This is a genomic window from Actinoplanes sp. NPDC049548 (assembly GCF_040676695.1).
GTDB lineage: Bacteria > Actinomycetota > Actinomycetes > Mycobacteriales > Micromonosporaceae > Actinoplanes.
The window spans coordinates 17,533-37,668 of the sequence record NZ_JBFAPM010000035.1 but is presented as its reverse complement, the minus strand read 5'-3'; the positions used below and the strand labels follow the sequence as shown (position 1 = coordinate 37,668).

Annotated in this window: 18 protein-coding genes and 2 pseudogenes; 8 read left to right on the top strand and 12 right to left on the bottom strand. The window is 71.3% G+C overall.

The genetic code is table 11. The features are described 5' to 3' along the window. Nucleotides 1-3 precede the first annotated feature (3 nt). Nucleotides 4-648 carry a response regulator transcription factor gene (locus AB0J80_RS36955; protein WP_364714318.1) on the bottom strand — a complete coding sequence of 215 codons (645 nt, stop codon included), beginning with the start codon at nucleotides 646-648 and terminating at the stop codon, nucleotides 4-6. 82 nt (nucleotides 649-730) lie between these two features. On the opposite strand from AB0J80_RS36955, the gene AB0J80_RS36950 reads away from it, so the two are divergent. The 4 genes and pseudogenes from AB0J80_RS36950 (at nucleotide 731) to AB0J80_RS36935 (ending at nucleotide 5,622) form a co-directional block, all read left to right on the top strand. After that, on the top strand, nucleotides 731-2,464 hold the full coding sequence (locus AB0J80_RS36950) for a GAF domain-containing protein (RefSeq protein WP_364714316.1): 1,734 nt from the start codon (nucleotides 731-733) through the stop codon (nucleotides 2,462-2,464). Between the two features lie 60 nt (nucleotides 2,465-2,524). Continuing rightward, nucleotides 2,525-2,905 (top strand): annotated as a pseudogene (locus AB0J80_RS36945) (universal stress protein); the annotation flags it as partial. Between the two features lie 12 nt (nucleotides 2,906-2,917). Beyond that, nucleotides 2,918-3,085: pseudogene (locus AB0J80_RS36940) on the top strand (nitroreductase); the annotation flags it as partial. A 41-nt stretch (nucleotides 3,086-3,126) separates the two neighbouring features. Further along, complete coding sequence (locus AB0J80_RS36935; RefSeq protein ID WP_364714315.1) at nucleotides 3,127-5,622, top strand: cation-transporting P-type ATPase; 2,496 nt, start codon at nucleotides 3,127-3,129, stop codon at nucleotides 5,620-5,622. Between the two features lie 105 nt (nucleotides 5,623-5,727). Here AB0J80_RS36935 and AB0J80_RS36930 read toward each other — a convergent pair whose 3' ends face one another. The 5 genes from AB0J80_RS36930 to AB0J80_RS36910 form a co-directional block, all read right to left on the bottom strand. Further along, nucleotides 5,728-6,018 carry a hypothetical protein gene (locus tag AB0J80_RS36930; protein WP_364714313.1) on the bottom strand — a complete coding sequence of 97 codons (291 nt, stop codon included), beginning with the start codon at nucleotides 6,016-6,018 and terminating at the stop codon, nucleotides 5,728-5,730. Nucleotides 6,019-6,057: 39 nt separating this feature from the next. Beyond that, nucleotides 6,058-6,537, bottom strand: a complete 480-nt coding sequence (locus AB0J80_RS36925) for a hypothetical protein (RefSeq protein ID WP_364714311.1) — start codon at nucleotides 6,535-6,537, stop codon at nucleotides 6,058-6,060. A 75-nt stretch (nucleotides 6,538-6,612) separates the two neighbouring features. Further along, nucleotides 6,613-7,533: a nitroreductase gene (locus AB0J80_RS36920; protein ID WP_364714309.1), complete on the bottom strand. Its 921-nt coding sequence runs from the start codon at nucleotides 7,531-7,533 to the stop codon at nucleotides 6,613-6,615. A gap of 81 nt (nucleotides 7,534-7,614) precedes the next feature. After that, complete coding sequence (locus AB0J80_RS36915) at nucleotides 7,615-8,517, bottom strand: universal stress protein (protein ID WP_364714307.1); 903 nt, start codon at nucleotides 8,515-8,517, stop codon at nucleotides 7,615-7,617. Between the two features lie 132 nt (nucleotides 8,518-8,649). Continuing rightward, the gene (locus AB0J80_RS36910; RefSeq protein ID WP_364714306.1) at nucleotides 8,650-8,919 is read right to left on the bottom strand and encodes a dsRBD fold-containing protein; all 270 of its coding nucleotides are present in this window, start codon (nucleotides 8,917-8,919) and stop codon (nucleotides 8,650-8,652) included. A gap of 211 nt (nucleotides 8,920-9,130) precedes the next feature. Between AB0J80_RS36910 and AB0J80_RS36905 the strand changes: the two genes are divergently transcribed. Then, nucleotides 9,131-9,646 (top strand): flavodoxin domain-containing protein, encoded by a 516-nt coding sequence (locus AB0J80_RS36905; protein ID WP_364714304.1) that lies wholly within the window; start codon nucleotides 9,131-9,133, stop codon nucleotides 9,644-9,646. 46 nt (nucleotides 9,647-9,692) lie between these two features. Here AB0J80_RS36905 and AB0J80_RS36900 read toward each other — a convergent pair whose 3' ends face one another. Together AB0J80_RS36900 and AB0J80_RS36895 are read right to left on the bottom strand one after the other, a co-directional pair. Further along, the gene (locus tag AB0J80_RS36900; protein WP_364714302.1) at nucleotides 9,693-10,562 is read right to left on the bottom strand and encodes a zinc-binding alcohol dehydrogenase family protein; all 870 of its coding nucleotides are present in this window, start codon (nucleotides 10,560-10,562) and stop codon (nucleotides 9,693-9,695) included. An 86-nt stretch (nucleotides 10,563-10,648) separates the two neighbouring features. Continuing rightward, complete coding sequence (locus tag AB0J80_RS36895; protein WP_364714300.1) at nucleotides 10,649-11,572, bottom strand: universal stress protein; 924 nt, start codon at nucleotides 11,570-11,572, stop codon at nucleotides 10,649-10,651. A gap of 189 nt (nucleotides 11,573-11,761) precedes the next feature. On the opposite strand from AB0J80_RS36895, the gene AB0J80_RS36890 reads away from it, so the two are divergent. Continuing rightward, on the top strand, nucleotides 11,762-12,646 hold the full coding sequence (locus AB0J80_RS36890) for a universal stress protein (protein ID WP_364714298.1): 885 nt from the start codon (nucleotides 11,762-11,764) through the stop codon (nucleotides 12,644-12,646). Between the two features lie 356 nt (nucleotides 12,647-13,002). Here AB0J80_RS36890 and AB0J80_RS36885 read toward each other — a convergent pair whose 3' ends face one another. Next, nucleotides 13,003-13,617 (bottom strand): CBS domain-containing protein, encoded by a 615-nt coding sequence (locus tag AB0J80_RS36885; protein ID WP_364714297.1) that lies wholly within the window; start codon nucleotides 13,615-13,617, stop codon nucleotides 13,003-13,005. A 4-nt stretch (nucleotides 13,618-13,621) separates the two neighbouring features. After that, complete coding sequence (gap, locus tag AB0J80_RS36880) at nucleotides 13,622-14,641, bottom strand: type I glyceraldehyde-3-phosphate dehydrogenase (protein WP_364714295.1); 1,020 nt, start codon at nucleotides 14,639-14,641, stop codon at nucleotides 13,622-13,624. 195 nt (nucleotides 14,642-14,836) lie between these two features. Here gap and AB0J80_RS36875 point away from each other — a divergent pair, with 195 nt between their 5' ends. Together AB0J80_RS36875 and AB0J80_RS36870 are read left to right on the top strand one after the other, a co-directional pair. Next, entirely contained in the window at nucleotides 14,837-15,424 is a 588-nt protein-coding gene (locus AB0J80_RS36875; RefSeq protein ID WP_364714293.1) for a DoxX family protein, read from the top strand. Nucleotides 15,425-15,812: 388 nt separating this feature from the next. Then, nucleotides 15,813-16,682: a universal stress protein gene (locus AB0J80_RS36870; RefSeq protein WP_364714291.1), complete on the top strand. Its 870-nt coding sequence runs from the start codon at nucleotides 15,813-15,815 to the stop codon at nucleotides 16,680-16,682. Between the two features lie 116 nt (nucleotides 16,683-16,798). On the opposite strand, the gene AB0J80_RS36865 is transcribed toward AB0J80_RS36870, so the two are convergent. Both AB0J80_RS36865 and AB0J80_RS36860 read right to left on the bottom strand, forming a co-directional pair. Then, on the bottom strand, nucleotides 16,799-19,504 hold the full coding sequence (locus AB0J80_RS36865; protein WP_364714289.1) for a cation-transporting P-type ATPase: 2,706 nt from the start codon (nucleotides 19,502-19,504) through the stop codon (nucleotides 16,799-16,801). Nucleotides 19,505-19,586: 82 nt separating this feature from the next. Next, nucleotides 19,587-20,084 (bottom strand): cyclic nucleotide-binding domain-containing protein, encoded by a 498-nt coding sequence (locus AB0J80_RS36860; protein WP_364714287.1) that lies wholly within the window; start codon nucleotides 20,082-20,084, stop codon nucleotides 19,587-19,589. Nucleotides 20,085-20,136 lie beyond the last annotated feature (52 nt).

Sequence of the window (20,136 nt, the reverse complement as noted above, 5' to 3'; positions counted from 1 at the left end):
CGGTCAATGGTGCGGCCGGTCACCGAGCAGACGGGTGGCGAGCACCGCCGCCTGGGTGCGCCGTTCCAGGCCGAGCTTCGCGAGCAGGTTGGACACGTAGTTCTTGACCGTCTTCTCCGCCAGGAACATCCGCCCCGCGATCTCGCGGTTGGTCAGCCCTTCAGCGATGCCCTCGAGGATGCGGCGCTCCTGGTCGGTCAGCGCCGCCAGCTCCGGCGGCGGGTCGTCACCGTGCCGGATGCGCTCGAGCACCCGCCGCGTCAGCGCGGGGTCCAGCAGCGACTGCCCGGCCGCCACCCGGCGTACCGCGTCGACGAGGTCGGTGCCACGGATCTGCTTCAACACGTACCCTGAGGCGCCGGCCATGATCGCCGCGAAGAGCGCCTCGTCATCCTCGTACGATGTCAGGATCAAGCCCTTGATCGACGAGTCGGCGGCCCGCACGTCGCGGCACACGTCGATGCCATTGCCGTCCGGAAGTCGTGCGTCCAGAATCGCCACGTCGGGCCGCAGCGCAGGGATGCGCCGAGTCGCCTCCCGGGCGAGACCGGACTCGCCGATCACCTCGATGTCACCCGCGGCCTGCAGCAGGTCGACCAGGCCGCGGCGGACCACCTCATGATCGTCGAGCAGGTAGACACGTATCACTTCTTCTTCCTACCGCGTCGCGGGAACCAGCCCAAGCGCCGCGACCCTGTTGCCCGTCCCTGACCGGGACTACCCTGACCGGATGGCCGAAGAGGACCGGCACAGCCCGCCGTCGCTCGGACTCCGCCCTCTGTCACGCGTACGGCTCGACGAACTCCTGCAGGAAATGCTCGACCGGGTCGGTGACGTCATGGCCAGCCGGGAACGGCTGCGCTCCCTGCTCGACGCGGTGGTCGGAATCGGCACTGACCTCGATCTGCGCAGCACTCTGCAGCGCATCGTCCAGGCCGCCTGCGCGCTGGCGGGCGCCCGTTACGGCGCGCTCGGCGTGATCGGTGCCGACCGCACCGAGCTGGTCGACTTCATCACCCATGGCATGGATCCGGCGATCCACGCCAAGATCGGGGACCTGCCGCGCGGCCGGGGCGTGTTGGGCCTGCTCATCAACGCTCCCCACCCGGTACGTCTCCCCGACATCCGTAAGCATCCCGACTCGTACGGCTTCCCACCGCACCACCCGCCCATGCACAGCTTCCTGGGCGTGCCGGTCCGCACGCGGGATCAGATCTTCGGCAACCTCTACCTGTCCGAGAAGCGAGGCGCCGAGGAGTTCAGCGACGACGACGAGGAGATCGTGGTCGCCCTGGCCGCGGCCGCGGGCGTCGCCATCGACAACGCCCGCCTGTACGCCTTGGCGAAGCGCCGAGAACGCTGGCTCGCCGCCACCGCCGAGATCACCGGGGTGCTGCTGGGCACGGTGCACCGCACCGAGGCGCTGCGGCTGATAGCGCGCCGGGCCCGCGAGGTCGCCGACGCGGAGCTGGTCCTGGTGATGCTCTACGACGAGGACGACGCCCAGTACACCATCGAGGTCGCCGACGGTGCGCAGCCGTCCTACGCCGACCTCCGCGGTCGCACCATCCCGGTGGATCAGGCGGCCGCCGCGGAGTTCGGTCGGGAGAAGTACCGGGCCCTGGACGATCTGCGTAGCGTCACCGAATGGCCCGGGACCGTGCCCGAGAGTCCGGCGATGGCCGTCCCTCTCGCCGGTCCGGACACCCTGCACGGGGTCCTCATCGTCACCCAGCCCGCCGGACAGCCACCCACCGATGAGGACGCGGTGCAGCTGTCGACCTTCGCCGGGCAGGCGGCGCTGGCGCTCGAACGGGCCCGGGCGCAGGAAGAGCGCCAGCAGCTCGTCCTGCTGGAGGATCGGGAACGCATCGCGCGGGACCTGCACGACGTGGTAATCCAACGGTTGTTCGCCACCGGCATGCACCTGCAGGGTGCTGTGCACCAGGCGGTCAAGCCGGAGGTGGCCAAACGCATCAACGCAGCAGTCGACGACCTGGACACCACCATCCGCGACATCCGCCGTTCGATCTTCGAACTACGCGCCCCGACGGGGCCGTCGCTGCGAACCGACCTGCACGATGTCATGGAGGCCGCAAGCGAAAGCCTGGGGTTTCGACCGGTTCTGGAGACGTCCGGGCCGGTCGACAGCGCCATTCCCGACGACATCCAACCGCAGCTGCTGGCCGTGCTGCGCGAGGCCCTGTCGAACATCGCCCGGCATGCCCGTGCCACCACGGCCAGGGTTTCCGTGCGGGCCGCAGACGGTGAGGCCGTGCTGTGCGTCGAGGACGACGGGATCGGCTTCGACCCCGCGCGGGCCCGCGGCGGTGTGGTGAACATGGGTGAGCGGGCGCAGGACCTCGGCGGAACGTTCCGGGCCGAGCCCGGTCCGGACAGCGTCGGAACGGTGTTGACTTGGCGGGTTCCCCTCGGCGGCGGAAAAGGGGACTTTGGACCCTGAGCGGCAGGTGCCGGTAGACGGCACGGTGGTGGGAGATCCCGACACAGGAGGGTTCCCACCATGAGCACCACGGTGACCTCGATCGCGGCCGGCATGGGTGGGGCCGGCGGCTGGCAGGCGCTGGCATGGGCCGTCGAGCACGCCGAGCGGACCGGCGGGCGACTCGTGCTGCTGCACGTCTGCCCACCCGGTTCGGCGCTGGCGCGGATGACCGGCGACCCGGTGGTCCCTCAGGTGGAGCTCGTCGATCCCGCACTCGCCCGTGCTGTGGCGAAGGCCCGGGCCGGCCTGGGCGGGCAGCGCGTCGCTCTGCGCATCCGCAGTGGCGAGCCGGCTGCCTGCCTGGCCGAGGCGACGGCCGGGGTGCGCCTGCTGGTCATCGGTGCCGGCAAGGGAGGCCGCACGGTACGCCAGGTGCTCCGGCATGCGCACTGTCCGGTCGTGGTGGTCAGGCTGGCCACATCGATGATCTCGCAACCGATCGAGGTGCCGGCCGCTCGCAACCAGCTGCGCCGCTCGCTGGGCCGTACCGGTTTCCCGCAGCTGGCGCTGCGCTTCGGCTACGGCCTGCCGGGGCGACCGACGCCGCGCCGGGACGTCACGGACGTCCTGCTGCGCTGAGGCCGGCCGACGTCGAGGTGACACCGACGGGAGGAGACGACGTGGGCACGACCACAGCGCAGGCCGGCAGCGGACTCACCGCCGCGAAGGCGGCGAAGCTGCTGATGTCAGAGGGCCCGAACACAGTGGCCACTCCGGCACCGCGTCGCCTGCCCGGCCGCATCGGACGGCAGCTCGCCGACCCGTTGATCGCCCTCCTGCTCGCCGCCGCGGTGGTCACCACGCTGCTCGGGGACTTGCCGGACACGGCGGTCATCGTCCTGGTCGTCACGGTCAACACGTTGATCGGGGTGATCCAGGAGGTCCGTGCGGATGCGGCGATAGCGGCCCTCGACCGCCTGGCGGCGCCGACGGCGAGGGTCGTCCGAGACGGCAAAGATCTGATCCTGCCCGCCGCCGATCTGGTCCGTGGTGATCTGGTACGCCTGGAGGCAGGCGACGTCGTGCCGGCCGACCTGCGGCTGACCGACGCCCAGCGGGCCACCTTCGACGAGTCCGCGGTGACCGGCGAATCGGTGCCCGTACCCCGGTTCGACGGCGACGAGGCCGCATCCGGGACCGTGCTGACCACGGGGCGTGCCGCCGGGGTCGTCGTCCGTACCGGTGCCACCAGCGCTCTCGGCCGGATCGCCTCTCTCGTCGCCGGCACCAGACCCGGCCCGACGCCGCTGCAGCGGCGCATCGCCGCGCTGGGACGCCTGCTCGGCCTCACCGCGGTCGCGGTGTCCGCTGTCGTCTTCGCGCTGGGTGCGCTCGCGGGCCAGCCGCTCTCCCGGATGGCCCTCACCGCCGTCAGCCTCGTCGTCGCCGCCGTACCGGAGAGCCTGCCCGCCGTGGTGACGCTGGCCCTGGCACTCGGGGCCCGGCGCATGGCCCGGACCCGCGCGATCCCCCGCCGCCTGCACGCGGTGGAGACCCTCGGCTCGGTCACCGTGATCGCGTCCGACAAGACCGGCACGCTGACGCAGAACCGGATGGCGGTCCAGCAGGCCGTCACCGCGGACGGCACCCGTTACACCGTCACAGGCACTGGCTACGCACCGCACGGCGAGGTACACCCGGCAGGACGGCCGGACCCCCTGGGCCTGCTGGCCCGGGCGGGCCTGCTCTGCAACGATGCGAACCTCATCGCGCCCAGCCCTGAGCGTCTGGAATGGGCCGCGGCAGGCGACCCTCTCGAAGCCGCCTTGATCACCTTCGCCGCGCGCTGCGGTGTGGACACCACCGCGGAGCGCGCCGCGACGCCGCGTATCGCCGAATCTCCCTTCGAACAGGTGACCCGCCGCATGACCACCGTGCACCAGCAACCCGACGGCACGTTCCTCGTCGTTCGCAAGGGCGCACCGGAGAACGTCCTCGATCCCGAGGCGGACGCTGCCCTCCTCGCCGCCGCCGCCGCGCTGGCGGCCGACGGGCTACGCGTGCTCGCCATCGCCACCGCGGTCACCGCCACGCCGGCCGACCCCGCCGACCCGCCTGCGTTGCGGACCGCCGGCCTGGTCGGCATCGGCGACCCGCTCCGGGCCGACGCCCGCGACACCGCCGCAGCGTTCGAGTCGGCCGGCGTCCGTCTGCTGCTCATCACCGGCGACCACCCGGCCACGGCCGGCGCCATCGGCGCGCAGCTCGGCGTCCTCGGCGGCACCGACGCGGTCGCTGTCAGCCCGCCGAGCGCCGACGACATCGCGCACGCCCGCGTGTACGCCCGTACCCAGCCGGAGCAGAAGCTGGACATCATCGCCGGCCTGCAGCAGCGCGGTGAGGTCGTCGCAGCCGTCGGCGACGGCGTGAACGACGCACCGATGCTGCGCAAGGCGGACATCGGCGTCGCCATGGGCGGCGGCACCGAGGTCGCCCGGCAGGCCGCCGAGCTCGTCCTGGTCGACGACAACCTGGCGACCGTGGCGGACGCGATCGGCGAGGGCCGCCGCATCTACGACAACATCCGCCGGTTCCTGCGCTACGCGCTGTCCGGCGGCATCGCCGAACTGCTGGTGATGCTCGCCGGTCCGCTGCTCGGCATGCCGCTGGCCCTGCTGCCCGGCCAGCTGCTGTGGATCAACCTGCTCACCCACGGGGTGCCCGGCGTGGCGCTGGGCGCAGAACCGGCCGAGGCGGACGTCCTGCGCCGCAAGCCTCGCTCGCCGCAGGAATCCGTGCTCGGCGACGGACTGCTCCTCAGTGTGCTCGCCGGCGGTCTCTGCCTGGCGACCGTGGTTCTGGCCGCCGGAGTCGTCGCCCACCACCACGGACGACCGTGGCAGTCGGTGATGTTCGTCGTGCTCGGCCTCGCGCAGTTGGGCGTCGCCCTCGCCGTACGAGCCAAGGCCTCCCCCCGAACGCCGCGCAACCGGTCCCTCATCGCGGCCGTCGCGGTGTCCGCTGTGCTGCAGGTCGCCGGCGTACTGCTGCCACCCTTGCAGACGCTGCTCGGGACCGAGGCGTTGACCGTGCCCGAGCTGCTGATGTGCACAGGCATGGCGACGCTACCGGGTCTCGCGTTGCGGGTCGTGCACCGCAACCGCGTCACCACCTGACACAGGCGACGGACACCATCCGCCCTACCGTGACGCGACGCCGCGGACGTCAATGGGAGTGCCCCGGTGCAACGGCCCGACGGAAGGAGCAGCTGTGAGCGCCAGCTACCTCATCGTCGCCCGGGTCGACGGCTCCGAAGGGGGCCGGCGGGCCCTGGACTGGGCGGCCACCGAGGCCGCCGGTCGGGGCAGAGCCGTGCAGGCCGTCACCGCCTGGTCGTCGTGGATCATGATCTGCACGTCCTTGTCCGGCTCCATCGCCGGCAGCTCCGCGCGCAGCACGTACTCCTTGTCGCTGACCTTGTCCTCGAACCGGATCACGGGCGTGGGACGCGGGAGCTCCATCTCGAACCAGTCGCCCATGTCGCCGAACAGGCGTGGCAGCAATGCAGCCATTTCCGACTCTCCTTTCTCCTGGCTATCTCCGTCGCACCATCAGAGTTGAGGGCCGGGCGGCACCGGGCCGCATCTGGCGGGCCGGGGGTGGGTCAATGCCTTGATCAGCGTGACGACGTGCACGGACGCTGCGACGACACTGCCGACGATCCCCACGGTCAGCACCACCGGGGTGATCACCGCCCAGTTCACCGGTCCGTCGGCGAAGGCGAAGGGAAAGACCTGCCACATCCGGACGATGACCGCGGCACCGACGATGGTCGTGGCCAGGGAGCCCAGCGCCACCGCCCACGGCGGATCATGGGCGATTTCCAGCGCATAGACGACCACGCCGACGACCAGGGAGGCGTTGACGAGACCCAGGACTGCGACGGTGTCGGCGGTGAGGAAGGGCACGGCGTCCCAACCCGGGCGTACGTTGATCAGATAGAGCAGTACGACGTTGACGGCCGCGGCCACGGTGTAGCCGGCGCGGCGTGCGGCCGGCGCGGGACGGCGCTTGAAGACGTCGGCGGACATGGCGGACCTCCTGGCGGATGTCTGCGGGTGAGGCGGCGGTCGGCGCCCCGGAAGACGCCTGCTCCGGGTACGGCCTCAGGTCAGCAGGACGTCCGTCACCGGGCGGCGGGGGGTGGCGGGCACCGGGCGGCCGTACCCGATCCTGAGCACCATCTGCGCCCAGGTGCCCGTACGCGTGTCGGTGAGCAGCGACCGGACCGCCGGGACCTCGACCGGCTGGCTGATCGGCGTGGTCGCCAGGCCCAGCCCCGTGGCCGTCAGCAGCACCCGCTGCAGGGCCTGCCCGGACTTGACCCACTGGGCCGTGCCGTCGCCGCGCGTGGCCAGCACCGCGATGGCCGGGTGCGGCTCGAACTCGACGGAGTCCCGTTGCGGCAGCGCGAAATCGCGTATCGGCAGAACGCCCAGCGCGTCGGACGGGCCGATCGCGCTCCGCGGTACGCCGTCACGGCGGCCGTTGCGGAGTCCTGTCCACCGCGCGAGCTCACCGTCATAGCCGTAGCGGCCCCGCAGGCGGCGATCGGCGGCCCTGGACATGCCCAGGATGGCGTCGCGGCCGACGGGATTCGCCAATGCCAGGGCCGCGCCTTCGAGGTGGGCGGCGACGACGAGCCGTTCGACCGCGCTTGCCGGCAACGCGGCACGCGCGAAGGGCAACCGGTTGGTGTGCCGGCGCTCGACGGCCATGGCCAGGGAGGCGACACGGGAAGTGGGGGCCAGCCGCCGGCCCGCCCAGACCCTGGACACGAGACGCGAGTCGTCCCCGGACGGGAAGAGGTCCAGGACGGGCAGGTATCCGGCATTGCGGATCGCCAGCCGCAGGGTGAACAGCGCGGCGCCGACGCTGACCATGAGCTCGCGCCCGAGGGGGTCGAGAATGGACAGCTGCCGGGTGCTGTCGGCGTACACGTCGACATGGTCATCGCCGATGCGGAACCGCCACGGCTGGCTGTTGTGCAGCGAAGGCGCGGCGGTGGCCGCGCGAACGCATTCCAAGAGGAGTGCATGCGGCAACGGCATGGCGTTCGCCTGTGCAGTGACGGTGGTGGTCAACCCGCACCTCCCGCTCTCGTCGTCTCAGCCCACCAGGAAGACCGGGCACTGCGCACGCTGCACCATGGCACGGCTCACCGAACCCAACAGCGCACCGGCGAACCCGCCGGGGCCTCGCCGGCCCACCACGACGGCTGAGGCGCGCCCGGACGCGTCGATCAGCGCGGACACGGGATCACCCGCGACGAGCCGCTTCCGGACGACCACGTCGCCCGGGTCCGGGACGTGCTGCATGGAAACAGCGCCGGTGCCGGCGTGCAGCACGATCAGCTCGCAGCCGCGAACCCGGGCCTCCTCCACGGCGAACGCGACGATCTCCGCCGAGGTCTCGACGTCGACACCCACGACCAGTGGCCTGGCACCGAAATCCGGCCCCGGCGGCCATCCCGGCACGCGGACGACCATCACCGGCGCGCGGTGGTGAGCGGCCATGCGGTCCGCGACACTGAGCCCGAAGGCGGTCCGCGTCGGCCCGTGCCGATGTCCGACGACCATCAGGTCGGCGTCCCGGGCATCCGAGAGCAGCAGCGGCCCGGCGGCCCCGATGGCGATCCGGCTTGTCACGGGCACCGCCGGCGAGCAGGCGTGCACCCGGTCGGTCATGCGCTCCAGCAGCCGGGCGGCGGCGGCACGCGACGCCGCGCTGAGCTCGTACGAGGGCTGCACGTGCAGCGTTCGCAGGCTCCAGCCGCGCAGCTCGGCCTCCACGGCGGCATGATCCACCGCCGGGTAGCTGGTCGGTGTCTCGTCGACGCCGACGACCACCACCCCGGTGACGGTCTTGCTCCGCGGCGCGCCGGTGGCCGGCTCCCGGTACCCGGTCGCACCCAGGTACCGGTTGACGATCTCACCGAAACGAGTGTGCGCCGTCATCGTGGCGGCCCGCCGAGCCTGCGCTTCCGTTCTTCTGTCGTCGAGGTTGGTCATGGCGACCTCCCGGGTGTGCGTTGGCCTACCTCCAGCACACCCGCTCCGCACCCACGGCTCCAGGGCCGTTCGTCCCCGCAGCCGCGGCTGACCGTCCCCGTCTCACCAGCGGCGCAGTCGTCGGCCGGTCCGTCACGACGTCAGATGGACGGGCCGATGGGTGAACTGCTCGATGTCGCCCGCGGCGACGTCGAGCAACTTGTACGCCAGGTCGGCCAAGGCGCGTGCGGCGGCGAGCTCGTCCCCGATCTCCGGCACCTCCCGATCCGACGGACGGCGCCGCGCCTGCCCCTCGCCGCGCACCATGCGCGCGCCGTGCAGGATCGCATCGGCGTGGGTTCGACGTTCATCCTCGTGCTCACTGATGGCGATCTGGACTGTCCACGTCCGTACGTGGGTCATGGCGGCACCTCCGTCGGGTCCGGTTCCAATCCCCTCCACCCCAGCGCGGCCCGCGACCGCGCTCCAGGGCCATTGGTCCCTGGAGCACTCTCCGTTCCTCCCTGGTACCGCCGAACGTCGGGCGACGAGGGTGGAGAGTGGGAGCAGCTGTTGCGCTTCGCCGGACGGTTGCGGGAATCCCGGCAAGTCCCCGACTCCGAAGGAGACCGGCATGAAAGCCCTGATCGTCTTTGAATCGATGTACGGCAATACTTGCTCCATCGCACAAGCGGTCGCCGATGGCCTGCGAGCAGGCTATGACGTGAGCGTCGCCGACGTGACCGAGATGCCCCGAGCCGACGGAATGGACCTGGTCGTCGTCGGCGGGCCCACCCATGCCTTCGGCATGACACGGCCATCGACCCGGCAGGACGCGGCACGGCACGGCACGGTGCGTCCCGATGCCGTCGCGGTCGGCCTGCGGGAGTACTTCGCATGTTCGCCGGTGCTGCCCGGCGTTCCGGCAGCCGCCTTCGACACCAAAATCAACAAGCCACTGATCCCGGGGTCGGCGGCGCGCAAGGCCCAGAAGGAGCTGCGGAGGCTCGGGTGCCGGATCGTGCTGCCGGCGGAGAGTTTCCGCGTGACCGGAACGACCGGCCCGCTGGTGGAAGGTGAGTGCGAGCGCGCCCGCCGGTGGGGCGCCGCCTTGGCGGAGGCAGCGAGGAGTCAGCACCACAAGGTCTGATCAGCAGACCAGCACCGCGGCGCCGTTGACCCGGTCGGCCGCCAGGTCACCCAGAGCCGTCGCGGCTTCCCCCATCGGGTACGCGGAAACCGAGACGGTGAGGTGATGGCCGGCTGCGAAGGCCAGCAGGTCGTGTCCGTGAGATGGATCCCGGCCACCGCCAGCGTCCCGCCGCGGTCGAGGGCTCGCAGCGCCACCGGCACCGTTCACCGACGGGTGCGAAAAGGATGGCGGAGTCGAGCGGTTCCGGTGGGGTGTCGTTCGCGCCGCCGGCGGAGGCTGCGCCGAGTTTGAGCGCCAGGTCCTGTGCCGCCGCCGAGCGGGTGAGCACATGGACGCGCGCTCCCTGCGCCATCGCCACCTGAGCCGTGAGGTGTGCCGAGGCGCCGTAGCCATGGATCCCCAGGCGGCCACCGGGCGGGAGCTCCGCGCGGTGCAGCGCCCGGAAGCCGATGATCCCGGCGCACAGCAGCGGCGCCAGCTCCGCCACGGAGTACCCGTCGGGCAGGACGTACGCGAAGTCCGCGCGTACGGTGGTGCAGTCCGCGTAGCCACCGTCGGCGTCCCAGCCGGTGTAGCGCGACCGCGGGCACAGGTTCTCGGCGCCCGACCGGCAATGGCGGCACTCACCACAGGCCTCGCGCAACCATGCCACCCCGACCCTGTCGCCGGGGCGGAAACCAATGACGCCCTCCCCTGGTTCGAGCACATGCCCGACGATCTCGTGGCCCGGTACGACCGAGGGCCGGTGCACAGCCAGCTCACCGGCCGCCACGTGCAGAACCGTCCGGCAGACTCCGCAGGCCTCGACCGCGACGAGCAGCTCACCCGGTCCCGGCCGCGGCACCCGCATCGGCACCCGGCGCAACGCTCGCCCGAGATCCGGACCAGGTTCCCGCACCTGCCAGCCCAACATGGGAAGCCTCCCAGCGTCCGCGGCGCCGACTCGTCTCACCAGAATGGCCGCGACTCGGAGCACCGGCACAGGGCCGATCGGCCCGCTCAGCGCCGGCGTGCAGCGGCACCTCCGGTGACACGCGGGCGCCGGATGGACCCCCATCCCGAGGGAACCAGCAGGACCGGGCATGCCGTCCGGTGCTGCAGTGCCCCACCCAAGGAGCCGTACAGCAGCTCCACGAACCGCCCGCTCCGCCCCATGCCGGCGACCAGCAACCGCGCGCGCCGCGACGCCCTTTCCAGCGTGTACCCGATGCCGACGTCGTGCACGAGGAGCCGCTCGACGTCGACGTCGGGGAAGCGTGCCGTCCAGCCGGCCATCTCGTCGTCCAACCGCGCCTGGGCGTCGCGCCGGGCGGCCGTGAAGGCGACGCCGGACGTCCCGGTGATCGGTCCGTCGCCGGAATACGCCCATACGTGCAGTGCCACCAGCGGACTGCTCGTTGCCGCCGCCTCCTCGAACGCGCAGCGGGCAGTGGCGGCGGAATCACGGTGTGCGGACACGGCGAGCACCACGGGGCCACGACCCGGGACGGCGCCGCGATGCACCAGCAGCGGACAGCAACCGTAGTGCGCAAGGTAGGCGGTCGTCGAACCCCAGCTGGGCCGGGCCAGGCTGCTGTCGCGGTGACCGACCACCAGCATGCGGGCGCGTTCACTGCGGGCCACGAGCGCCTGTGCGGCGCTGCCGTCGGCGAGTTCCACGGCGACATGCAGGCCGGGAACCCGTAACCGCGCGCGTTGCACCGCGAGATCGAGCAGGTGCTGTCCGTCGTCTCGGGTCGGCAGAGCGCCGCGAGTGCGGAACGCCCCGGAATAGTGCCCGGGCCAGACGTGGACGATGAGCAGTGGGGCACCGTGGCGGGCGGCGTGATCGGCGGCAAGGTCCACGGTCTGCGGATGAGAGCGCGACCCGTCGATACCGACCACCACGGGAAGGTCTTGCTTCGACGACACGACGCTGGACATACCGGGACGGTAAGCGCCGGGCGAGCCACGCCGACACGGCCGCACGACCGTGCTGCCCGGGTCGTGTGGCAGGTACCCGCCGGTCCGGTTCCCGGCTTTCCGGAGCTCGCCCCGGCTGAAGGGGACCTTCTACCCTGCCCGCCACGTCCGCACCCGGCCGATGCTCGAGGAGGTGACGAGGGAGGAACCATGACGACCAGAGAGATCATCGTGGCGACGGCCGGAACGACCCACGGCGAAGCGGCTGTGCGATGGGCGGCCCGAGAGGCCGAACGCCGCGGGGTGCTGCTGCGCATCGCATACGTGTACGACTGGGAGTGGCGTGAGGCCCGCTTCGACTACAGCAACCAGTACGTCGGCATCGCACGACAGATGGCGGAGGCGATCACGACGAACGGGTTCGACCTGGCACGGAAGGTCGCCCCGAACGTACGGATCGAGGTGGACACCCTCATGGGACACGCGGCCTCGCGGCTGCTGGCGATCGCCGACCGTGCCGAGCTCATGGTCGTGGGCAACCGCGGACGTGGCGGCTTCGCCAGCCTCCTGCTCGGCTCTGTGAGCCAGCGGGTGGCCGTCCACGCGCCGTGCCCGGTGGTGGTCGTACGAGGACGCGGTGACGTCACCGACGGTCCCGTCGCGGTCGGAGTGGACGACTCCCCGGCAGCCGATCACGTCCTCAGCACCGCGTTCGAGGCCGCGTCCCGTCGTGGAACCGCGCTCGCCGTCGTCCGTTCGTACCTGCCGCCGGTTCCGCTGTGGCTCGCCGGAACGGTGCCGGCCAGCGACGTCGCGACGCCTGAGGCCGATGCTGAGGAACGGGCACGCCTGGAGCAGCTCGTCGCTCCCTGGCAGGCGAAGTATCCGGACGTCGCGGTCGAGACCATGCTGTCGCACGACAGTGCGGCATCTGTCCTGACCGGCGTGTCGCACGGTACCCAGCTCGTCGTCGTCGGCACGCACGGGCACGGCGTCCTGGCCGGCTCGTTCCTCGGTTCGACCACGATGCAACTGCTGCATCACGCCGACTGCCCCGTGTACATCGCACGCATCCCGCGGGAGCGGACGACATGATCACCCCCATCCGGTTCGCCGACGAGGCGGATGCCCTCACCTCCGACGGCGGGATCGTCACCATCCGGCCGGTCGCCCGCGGCGACCGGCCGGCGTTGTCTTCGCTGTTCGCCACGGCGTCCGCGGAGAACCTGCGGCTGCGGTTCTTCGCCCTTCCGAGCGACGCGTCGATCCGCGCCGAGATCGAGCGCTTGTGCCGCCCGGAGGACGGGCGCCACGTCGCATTGGTCGCCACCGAGGGGGGTCGGGTGTCGGCGCCTCATCCTGCGAGGGGACCGCCGGTGAACACGGCCGCGATCGAGGATCTGCTGCTGCGCCCGGGCCGGCTCGCGGAGGACCACCCCGGAGAGTGGACCTCAGGATGGTGCCACCGCGTGGACCTTCGCCGCGGCCACGCCGGGCACGGTCCGGGCGAGGACCTCCACGACCGCACGTTCGGTGTCGTTGCTGAAGACCCCTTCCACGGTCGCCACGCCGCCGTCCACGACCGCGGTCCAACGATGCACCCCGTCGGCGTACTCGTCGAGGCGGTGCTGGACCTCCTGGGCCAGGATCTCGTCGTTGCGCACCATGACGCGCAGGATGTCGCGGCGGCTGATGATGCCGATCACGCTGCGGCCGTCGACCACCGGCATGCTGCGCACGTCGTGCTGCAACATCGTTTCGGCGACGTCCGCGACATCCGCGTCCGGCGTCGCGGTGAGCGGAGACGGAGACATCACCTCGGCAACCGTGCCGGGTCGCCACTCGGGGTCGGTGTCCGGGTGCCGGCGCAGGTGGGCTGTCGGATCGGAGGGTACGCGGTGCCACAGCAGGTCGCTCTCGCTCACCATGCCGACGAGCCGGCTGTCAGCGTCGACGACCGGCAGGGCGGTCACCGCCTTCGCGGCCATCAGTTCCGCGGCGGCCTCCACCGTGGCGTTCTGCCAGATCACGTGGACCGGGCTGCTCATGATGTCCTTGGCGCGCATGGTGTCACCTCCGGTTGGCCATCTGCTGGGTAAGGTCCACGAGCCGGTTCGTGTAGCCCCATTCGTTGTCGTACCAGCCGAACACCTTGGCCAGTCGTCCGCTCGCCTGGGTCAGTCTCGCGTCGAAGACGCAGGAGGCCGGATCGCCCACGATGTCGGTGGAGACGATCGGCGCCTCGGTGTAGCGGATGATGCCTTCCATCGGGGCGCCCGCCGCGGCCGCCGCCGCGACGGCAGCGTTGATCTGGCCCGGACTGACCTCGGCTGCGAACTGCAACGTGAGATCACTGACGGAGCCGTCCACCACGGGCACGCGCAGGGCCACGCCGTCGAGCCGGCCGGCGAGCTCGGGCAGGACGAGGCCGACCGCCTTGGCGGCGCCGGTGCTCGTGGGAATGATGTTGACCCCGGCGGCCCTTGCCCGGCGCGGGTCCTTGTGCGGCGCGTCGAGGACGTTCTGGTCGTTCGTGTACGCGTGCACCGTCGTGAGATACCCGGCCTCGACGACGAACGCCTCGTGCAGCACCTTGAGCAGCGGCGCCACGCAGTTCGTGGTGCACGACGCGGCGGAGACGACCGAATGCAGAACCGGGTCGTACGTGTCGGCGTTGACCCCGGGCACCAGGGTCGCGTCGACGCCCTTCCCCGGCGCGGAGATCAGCACGCGCTCGGCCCCGGCCTTGAGGTGCAGGGCCGCGTCGTCGCGCCGGCGCAGCTTGCCGGTCGACTCGATCACGAGGTCCACGCCGAGGTCACCCCAGGGCAGCGCCTCGGGGGAACGCTCGCAGAAGGTGGGGATCCGATGCCACCCGACGGTGAGCGCCTCGTCGTCGTAGCTCACCTGCGCGTCGATGCGGCCGAAAGTGGAGTCGTACTCGAGCAGGTGTGCCAGCGTGGCGGAATCGTAGAGGTCGTTGATCGCAACGACCTGCAGGCCCGCGTTGATGAGCTTCTTGTCCGTCAGCGTGCGCACGTAGTTGCGACCGATGCGACCGAAGCCGTTGATCGCGATGCGGTAGGTCATGGTCAGCCTCCAGCCTTGGTGACGCCTCCAACCTTTCGCGGGACGACCGGCCGGGGGCAGGGTCGAAGGACCCGTGACGGCGGGAACTGCGCATCGATCGGGACCTAGGTCCTGGTGGAGTCGGGCGGTCAGGCCCGGGTGCGGGCGCTGCGAGCGGTGCATCGTCATCTCAGGACATCGATTGAGGAGGACACCATGACGACCATCGGCCGCGGACCCGCGGCTCACCACCTCGAGACCGTCGAGGCACCCGGCTCCATGCTCACCAAGACCGCCGCGCGGGCGCTGGCCGTTTTCCGCATCTCGCTCGGCTTCGTCTTCCTGTGGGCGTTCCTCGACAAGACCTTCGGCCTCGGCTACGCGACCCCGTCCGAGCGTGCCTGGATCAACGGCGGCTCCCCGACCAAGGGCTTCCTGTCGTCGGTGGACGTTGGCCCGTTCCAGGGCACCGCCCACTCGATCGCCGGCGACCCGTGGGCCGACTGGCTGTTCATGCTCGGCCTGCTCGGCATCGGGCTCGCCTTCATCCTGGGCATCGGCATGCGCATCGCCGCGGGCGCCGCCACCCTCATGATGGCGTTCATGTGGCTCGCCGAGTACCCGCCCGCGCAGCACACCAGCGCCGGTAAGCCCAGCGGCTCCAACAACCCGATCACCGACTACCACTTCATGTACGCCGTCGGCTCCATCGTGCTCGCGCTGACGTACGCGGGCCACACCTGGGGTCTGGGCCGCTGGTGGGCCGGGCTGCCCTTCGTGCAGCGTAACCGCTGGCTGATCTGATCCCGGCCGGCGCCCCGGCGTCGCAGGGAACAAGTGCAGAACTGGCGGTGTGAGCAACCGTCCGGCCGGGACCTCAGGGTGGTCGCCCCGACCGGACGGCTCCGTCCACGTCAGGAGGCTTCCGATGATCCGGCGACCGGCGCCGGCGACCCGTGAGCCGACTGGCTGTTCATGCTCGGCCTGCTCGGCACTCTCGGGTCCCAGAAGGACAGCATCCCGCTGACCAGGGCTTGCCAGGTCATCGGGCCCACGATGCCGTCGATTCCTGCGGATGGGATGTCGGCGTGCAGTGCGGCGTGCCCAGGCCGTCGGGCCCACGCTTCCGGGACCTGCTGCCCTGCCCCTCGCCATCGATGAGGCCGACGATGGAGGGAGAAGGGAGAGTCCGATGAAGGCAAGGAAGATCATCGTCGGCTACGACCGCTCCTGCGAAGCCCGGGCCGCCGCTGCCTGGGCTCTGGACGAGGCCGACCGTACCGGTGCGCTGGTGGAGTTCTTCTACGCGTACGAGTGGCCCACCTGGGTGCCGGCGGCCTCCACGGTGCCGGCCCCCGCGGTGTGGCCGGACGGGGAGACCGACCGTGCCATCAAAGGCTCCCTACGGGAAGCCGTGGCTCAGGCGCGGGAGACCCACCCCCGGGTTCCCACCAAGGTGTCCATCGTGCACGGGAGTACCGCGTTGACGTTGATCGAACGGTCGGCCGAGGCGGGCCTGGTGGTGCTCGGGAGCCGAGGTCACAGCGCGGTGGCCGGCGTGCTCGGCTCGGTCAGCGTGGCCGTCAGCGCCCACGCCCACTGCCCGGTCATCGTCGTACGCGGAGAGACCGATCGCGCCGCGCCGGTGGTCGTCGGCGTGGACGACTCGCCGTGCGCACAGCTCGCGCTGAACTTCGCCCTGGATCAGGCGCTCGAGCGCCACGTACCTGTCCGCATCATCCACGCGTGGCGCCCCGTCACCGGCATCTGGGAGGACAGCCCGCTGGTCACCCACACGGTCACGGCCGAGGAACGCAGGCCGTTCGACGAGATCGTGTCGGCATGGCGGGACAAGTACCCGCAGGTGAAGATCACCGCCGACGCTGTGGTCGACCACCCTGCTCACGCGCTGGCGGTGGCGAGCGCCACGGCGCAGCTCGTGGTGGTGGGCTCGCGTGGGCGTGGAGCGTTCCGCGGGATGGTGCTCGGCTCGGTGAGCCAGCATCTCCTCCGGCAGTCCGCTTGCACTGTGGCCGTCGTCCGCGAGGTCTCCGCAAGCTGATGCTCCGGCGCGCCGGGTTTCCGCAGGGAGCCCGGCGCTGTGCCGTGCGCCGAAGGGGATGGCCATGAGGCTGAACCCTGCGCGACGCCGTAGCCAGCGGCACCCGCCGGCCACCGTCATGACGCCCCGCGGTCGTCCCGGCGCCGGCGGAACGCGCGGTACAGCTCATCCACTCCCCACACGAGCAGCGGGAACGGGATCAGGAACGCCACCTGCGCCGGACCGAGTGCCGCTGTGCCGAAAACCGACTGCAACGGCGGAAGGTAGATCACCGCGGCGGCGAAGACCAGCTCGAACGCGATGCCGCCCAGCAGCAGCCGGTTGGTGAAGAGGCCGATCGAGCGCAGCGACGCCCGGTCGGTGCGTGCGGCGAAGGCCGTGCCGATCTGGCAGGCCACGATGCCGGCGAACGTCATGGCGGTCGCCTCCCGATAAGCCTCGTGCAGTCCACTGCCCGGCCCGGTGGCCGCGCCCGGATACCAGCCGGCCCGCCACAGGGACCAGAAGAAGCCGGCCATGACAAGTGCCGCGGAGGTGATCCCCAACAGTCCCCAGGCGCGCACCAGCATCCGCCGGTCGATGACGCCCGACTTCGGCGGCCGCGGTGGGCGGCGCATCAGGCCCGGTTCCGCTGGTTCGCGTCCGAGCGCCAGCGCGGGCAGCGTCTCCGTACCGAGGTCGATGGCGAGGATCTGCAGCACTGTCAGCGGCAATGGGATCGATCCACCGGAAAGGGCAAAGATCAGGAAGGGCACGACCTCGGGTACGGCGTGCGCGAAGATGTACAGCACGAACTTGCGCACGTTGTCGTACACGCGCCGCCCGGCGTGCACGGCCTTCACGATGGTGGCGAAGTTGTCGTCGGTCAACACCATCGTGGCGGCCTCCCGGGCCACGTCCGTGCCGGAACCGCCCATCGCGACGCCGATGTCGGCGTGGCGCAGTGCCGGGGCGTCGTTGACGCCGTCGCCGGTCATCGCCACGATGCGGCCGTGCGCGCGCAACGCCTCGCAGATGCGCAACTTGCCCTCGGGGGTCGAGCGGGCGAAGACGATCTCCTCCTCCCCGGCCAGCAGCCGGTCGAGGTCGGCGTCGCCCATCGCCTCCAGCTCCTCGCCCGTCACCACCCTCCGGCCACCGCCGATACCCGCCTCCCGGGCTATCTCGGCTGCCGTCGGCCCGTAGTCGCCGGTGATGACGTGGATCCGGATGCCGGCCCGGTGCGCCCTTTCCACCGCCCCGGGCACACCCGCCCGCAGCGGGTCAGCCAAGGCCAGCAACCCTAGAAGCGTCAGATCCGCCTCGGCGACCTCGCGCGGCGGCGCCGCCTCACCATTTCGGGCGAAGCCGTAGGCCACAGCCAGCACCCGTAGGCCCGCGGCGGCGTACCGGTCGACGGCGGCCAGCAGCTCGGCGCGCACCTCCGGGGTGAGCGTCACGGCTCGCCCGCCGGGACCGACGACTCGCTCACACAATGGCAGCACGGATTCCACCGCGCCTTTGGTGTGCACGCGTGCGCCATCGATCGTGGACATGCGCTTGAGGCGGCTGTCGAATGCGTACAGCGCACTACGCTCGGCGTCCCGTTCGGCGGCATGCACCGTCACCGACAGCCGGTCGGCGAAGCGCAGCAGAGCCAGTTCCATCGGATCGCCGGTGTCGTGCGGCGCCCCGTCCCCGGCCACCCTTGCCGTGGTGCAGCGGGCTGCTGCGGAGGCAAGCTCCCGCGCCCGCCCGTCACCACTGGCGGCTGCGGCATCCAGCTCGGTGCTGCGGAGCCAGATCCGGGCGACGCGCATACGGTTCTCGGTCAGGGTTCCCGTCTTGTCGGTACAGATGACCGACGTCGACCCGAGCGTCTCCACAGCCGACAACCGCTTCACCACCGCGCCGGCGCGGGCCAGTTCCCGTACGCCGATCGCCAGGGCCAGGGTGATGGTCGGCAGCAGGCCCTCCGGAACGTTGGCCACGATCAACCCGATGGCGAAGCTGACGGCCGCGGCCCAACTCAGGCCGGCAGCCACGCCGACGGGCAGGAACGCGGCCCCGGCGGCGACCGCCACGATGGCGATGATCCATGTCGCCCTGCGCACCTGGCGCTCGAGCGGGCTCCGCTCGGTACGACCACGCTGGGACAGGGCGGCGATCCGGCCGATCTCGGTGTGCATCCCGGTACGGGTCACCACGGCGAGGCCTTGGCCGGCTGTGCAGACAGTGCCGCTGAACACCATCTCCCGCGCTTCCAGTAGCGGGCCGGCGACCACTTCCGCGTCGGCCGACCGGGGCGCGGGCACCGATTCGCCGTTGAGCGCCGACAGATCGACCGACAACGCGCCGTCCACCAGCCGGCCGTCCGCGCAGATCCGGTCCCCCTCGGCGACCACCATGACGTCCCCCGGCACCAGCTCCCTCGCCGGTACGTCACACAGGGCTTCGTCACGCAGCACCCGGACGGTGGCGGGCAGGTACGCCGCCAGCGCCTCGACCGCCCGCTCGGCCTGCATCTCCTGCACGAACGCGAAACCGGCGTTGAGCAGTATCACGGCCACCACTGCGACCGCCAGTGCCGGCGTGTGTCCCAGCCACGCGAGAGCCGCGGCAACCATGAGCAGCACGGCGAGGGGCTGAGTGAACTGGGCCAGAAGCTCTCGCGGCCAGCGCCGCCCGCCGCGACGGGACAGCTCATTCGGGCCGTACACGGTGAGCCGGCGGGCGGCTTCCCGGGTGCCCAGCCCCGCGGGACTGGTACGCAGGTCCCGGAAGAGCTCGACAGGGGGACGCCGTTCGTCGACCGGAACAGGTTCCGTGGTCGTCTGCGTCATGGGTTCAGGCTTCGCCGCCGGCGCCGGGCCGGACAGGGTCCTTCGGCCCGTGCGGCGCGGTCCTACGGCCGTGGCCCGGACCTCACTCGGCACGCCCTTGAACCTCCGCCGGATCGACGGGGTACGCGTACAGCTCGACCAGCCGTACCCGTGCCGCTTTCAACCGGTCAGCAAGCACGGCAAGGAAACGCATCGACAGCTCTCGCCCCAGTTCGGCGTCTTCGGCCATCAGCCGGCGCACCCGGGGCGCGTCGAACTCGACAGCCTGGCACTCATCGGCGACGACAGCACCCAACGACCACCGGTACGGCGGCAACAGCCACGACCAGCCCACCGGTGCCTCCGCCTCGATCCGCTCGATGACGATGGCGCCACGCCCGGGGACTGCGAAGTCCAGGGCGACCGCTCCGGAGGTGAGCAGCCAGAAGCTGTTCGCCGGAGCGCCCTCGTGGAACAGTCGGGATCCTGAATGGCGCAGCACCGGCCGGCCGAGCACGGCCAGTCGACGCAGCCATTCGGTGGGCATGTCGCCCACGAACGGATGCAGGGCGAGGCGGTCGAAGACGGTCAGCGGCGCCATACTGTCCTCCCTGAGCTCTCGGCGTGACCGGGCCGTTCGCCGGGCGGCCCGG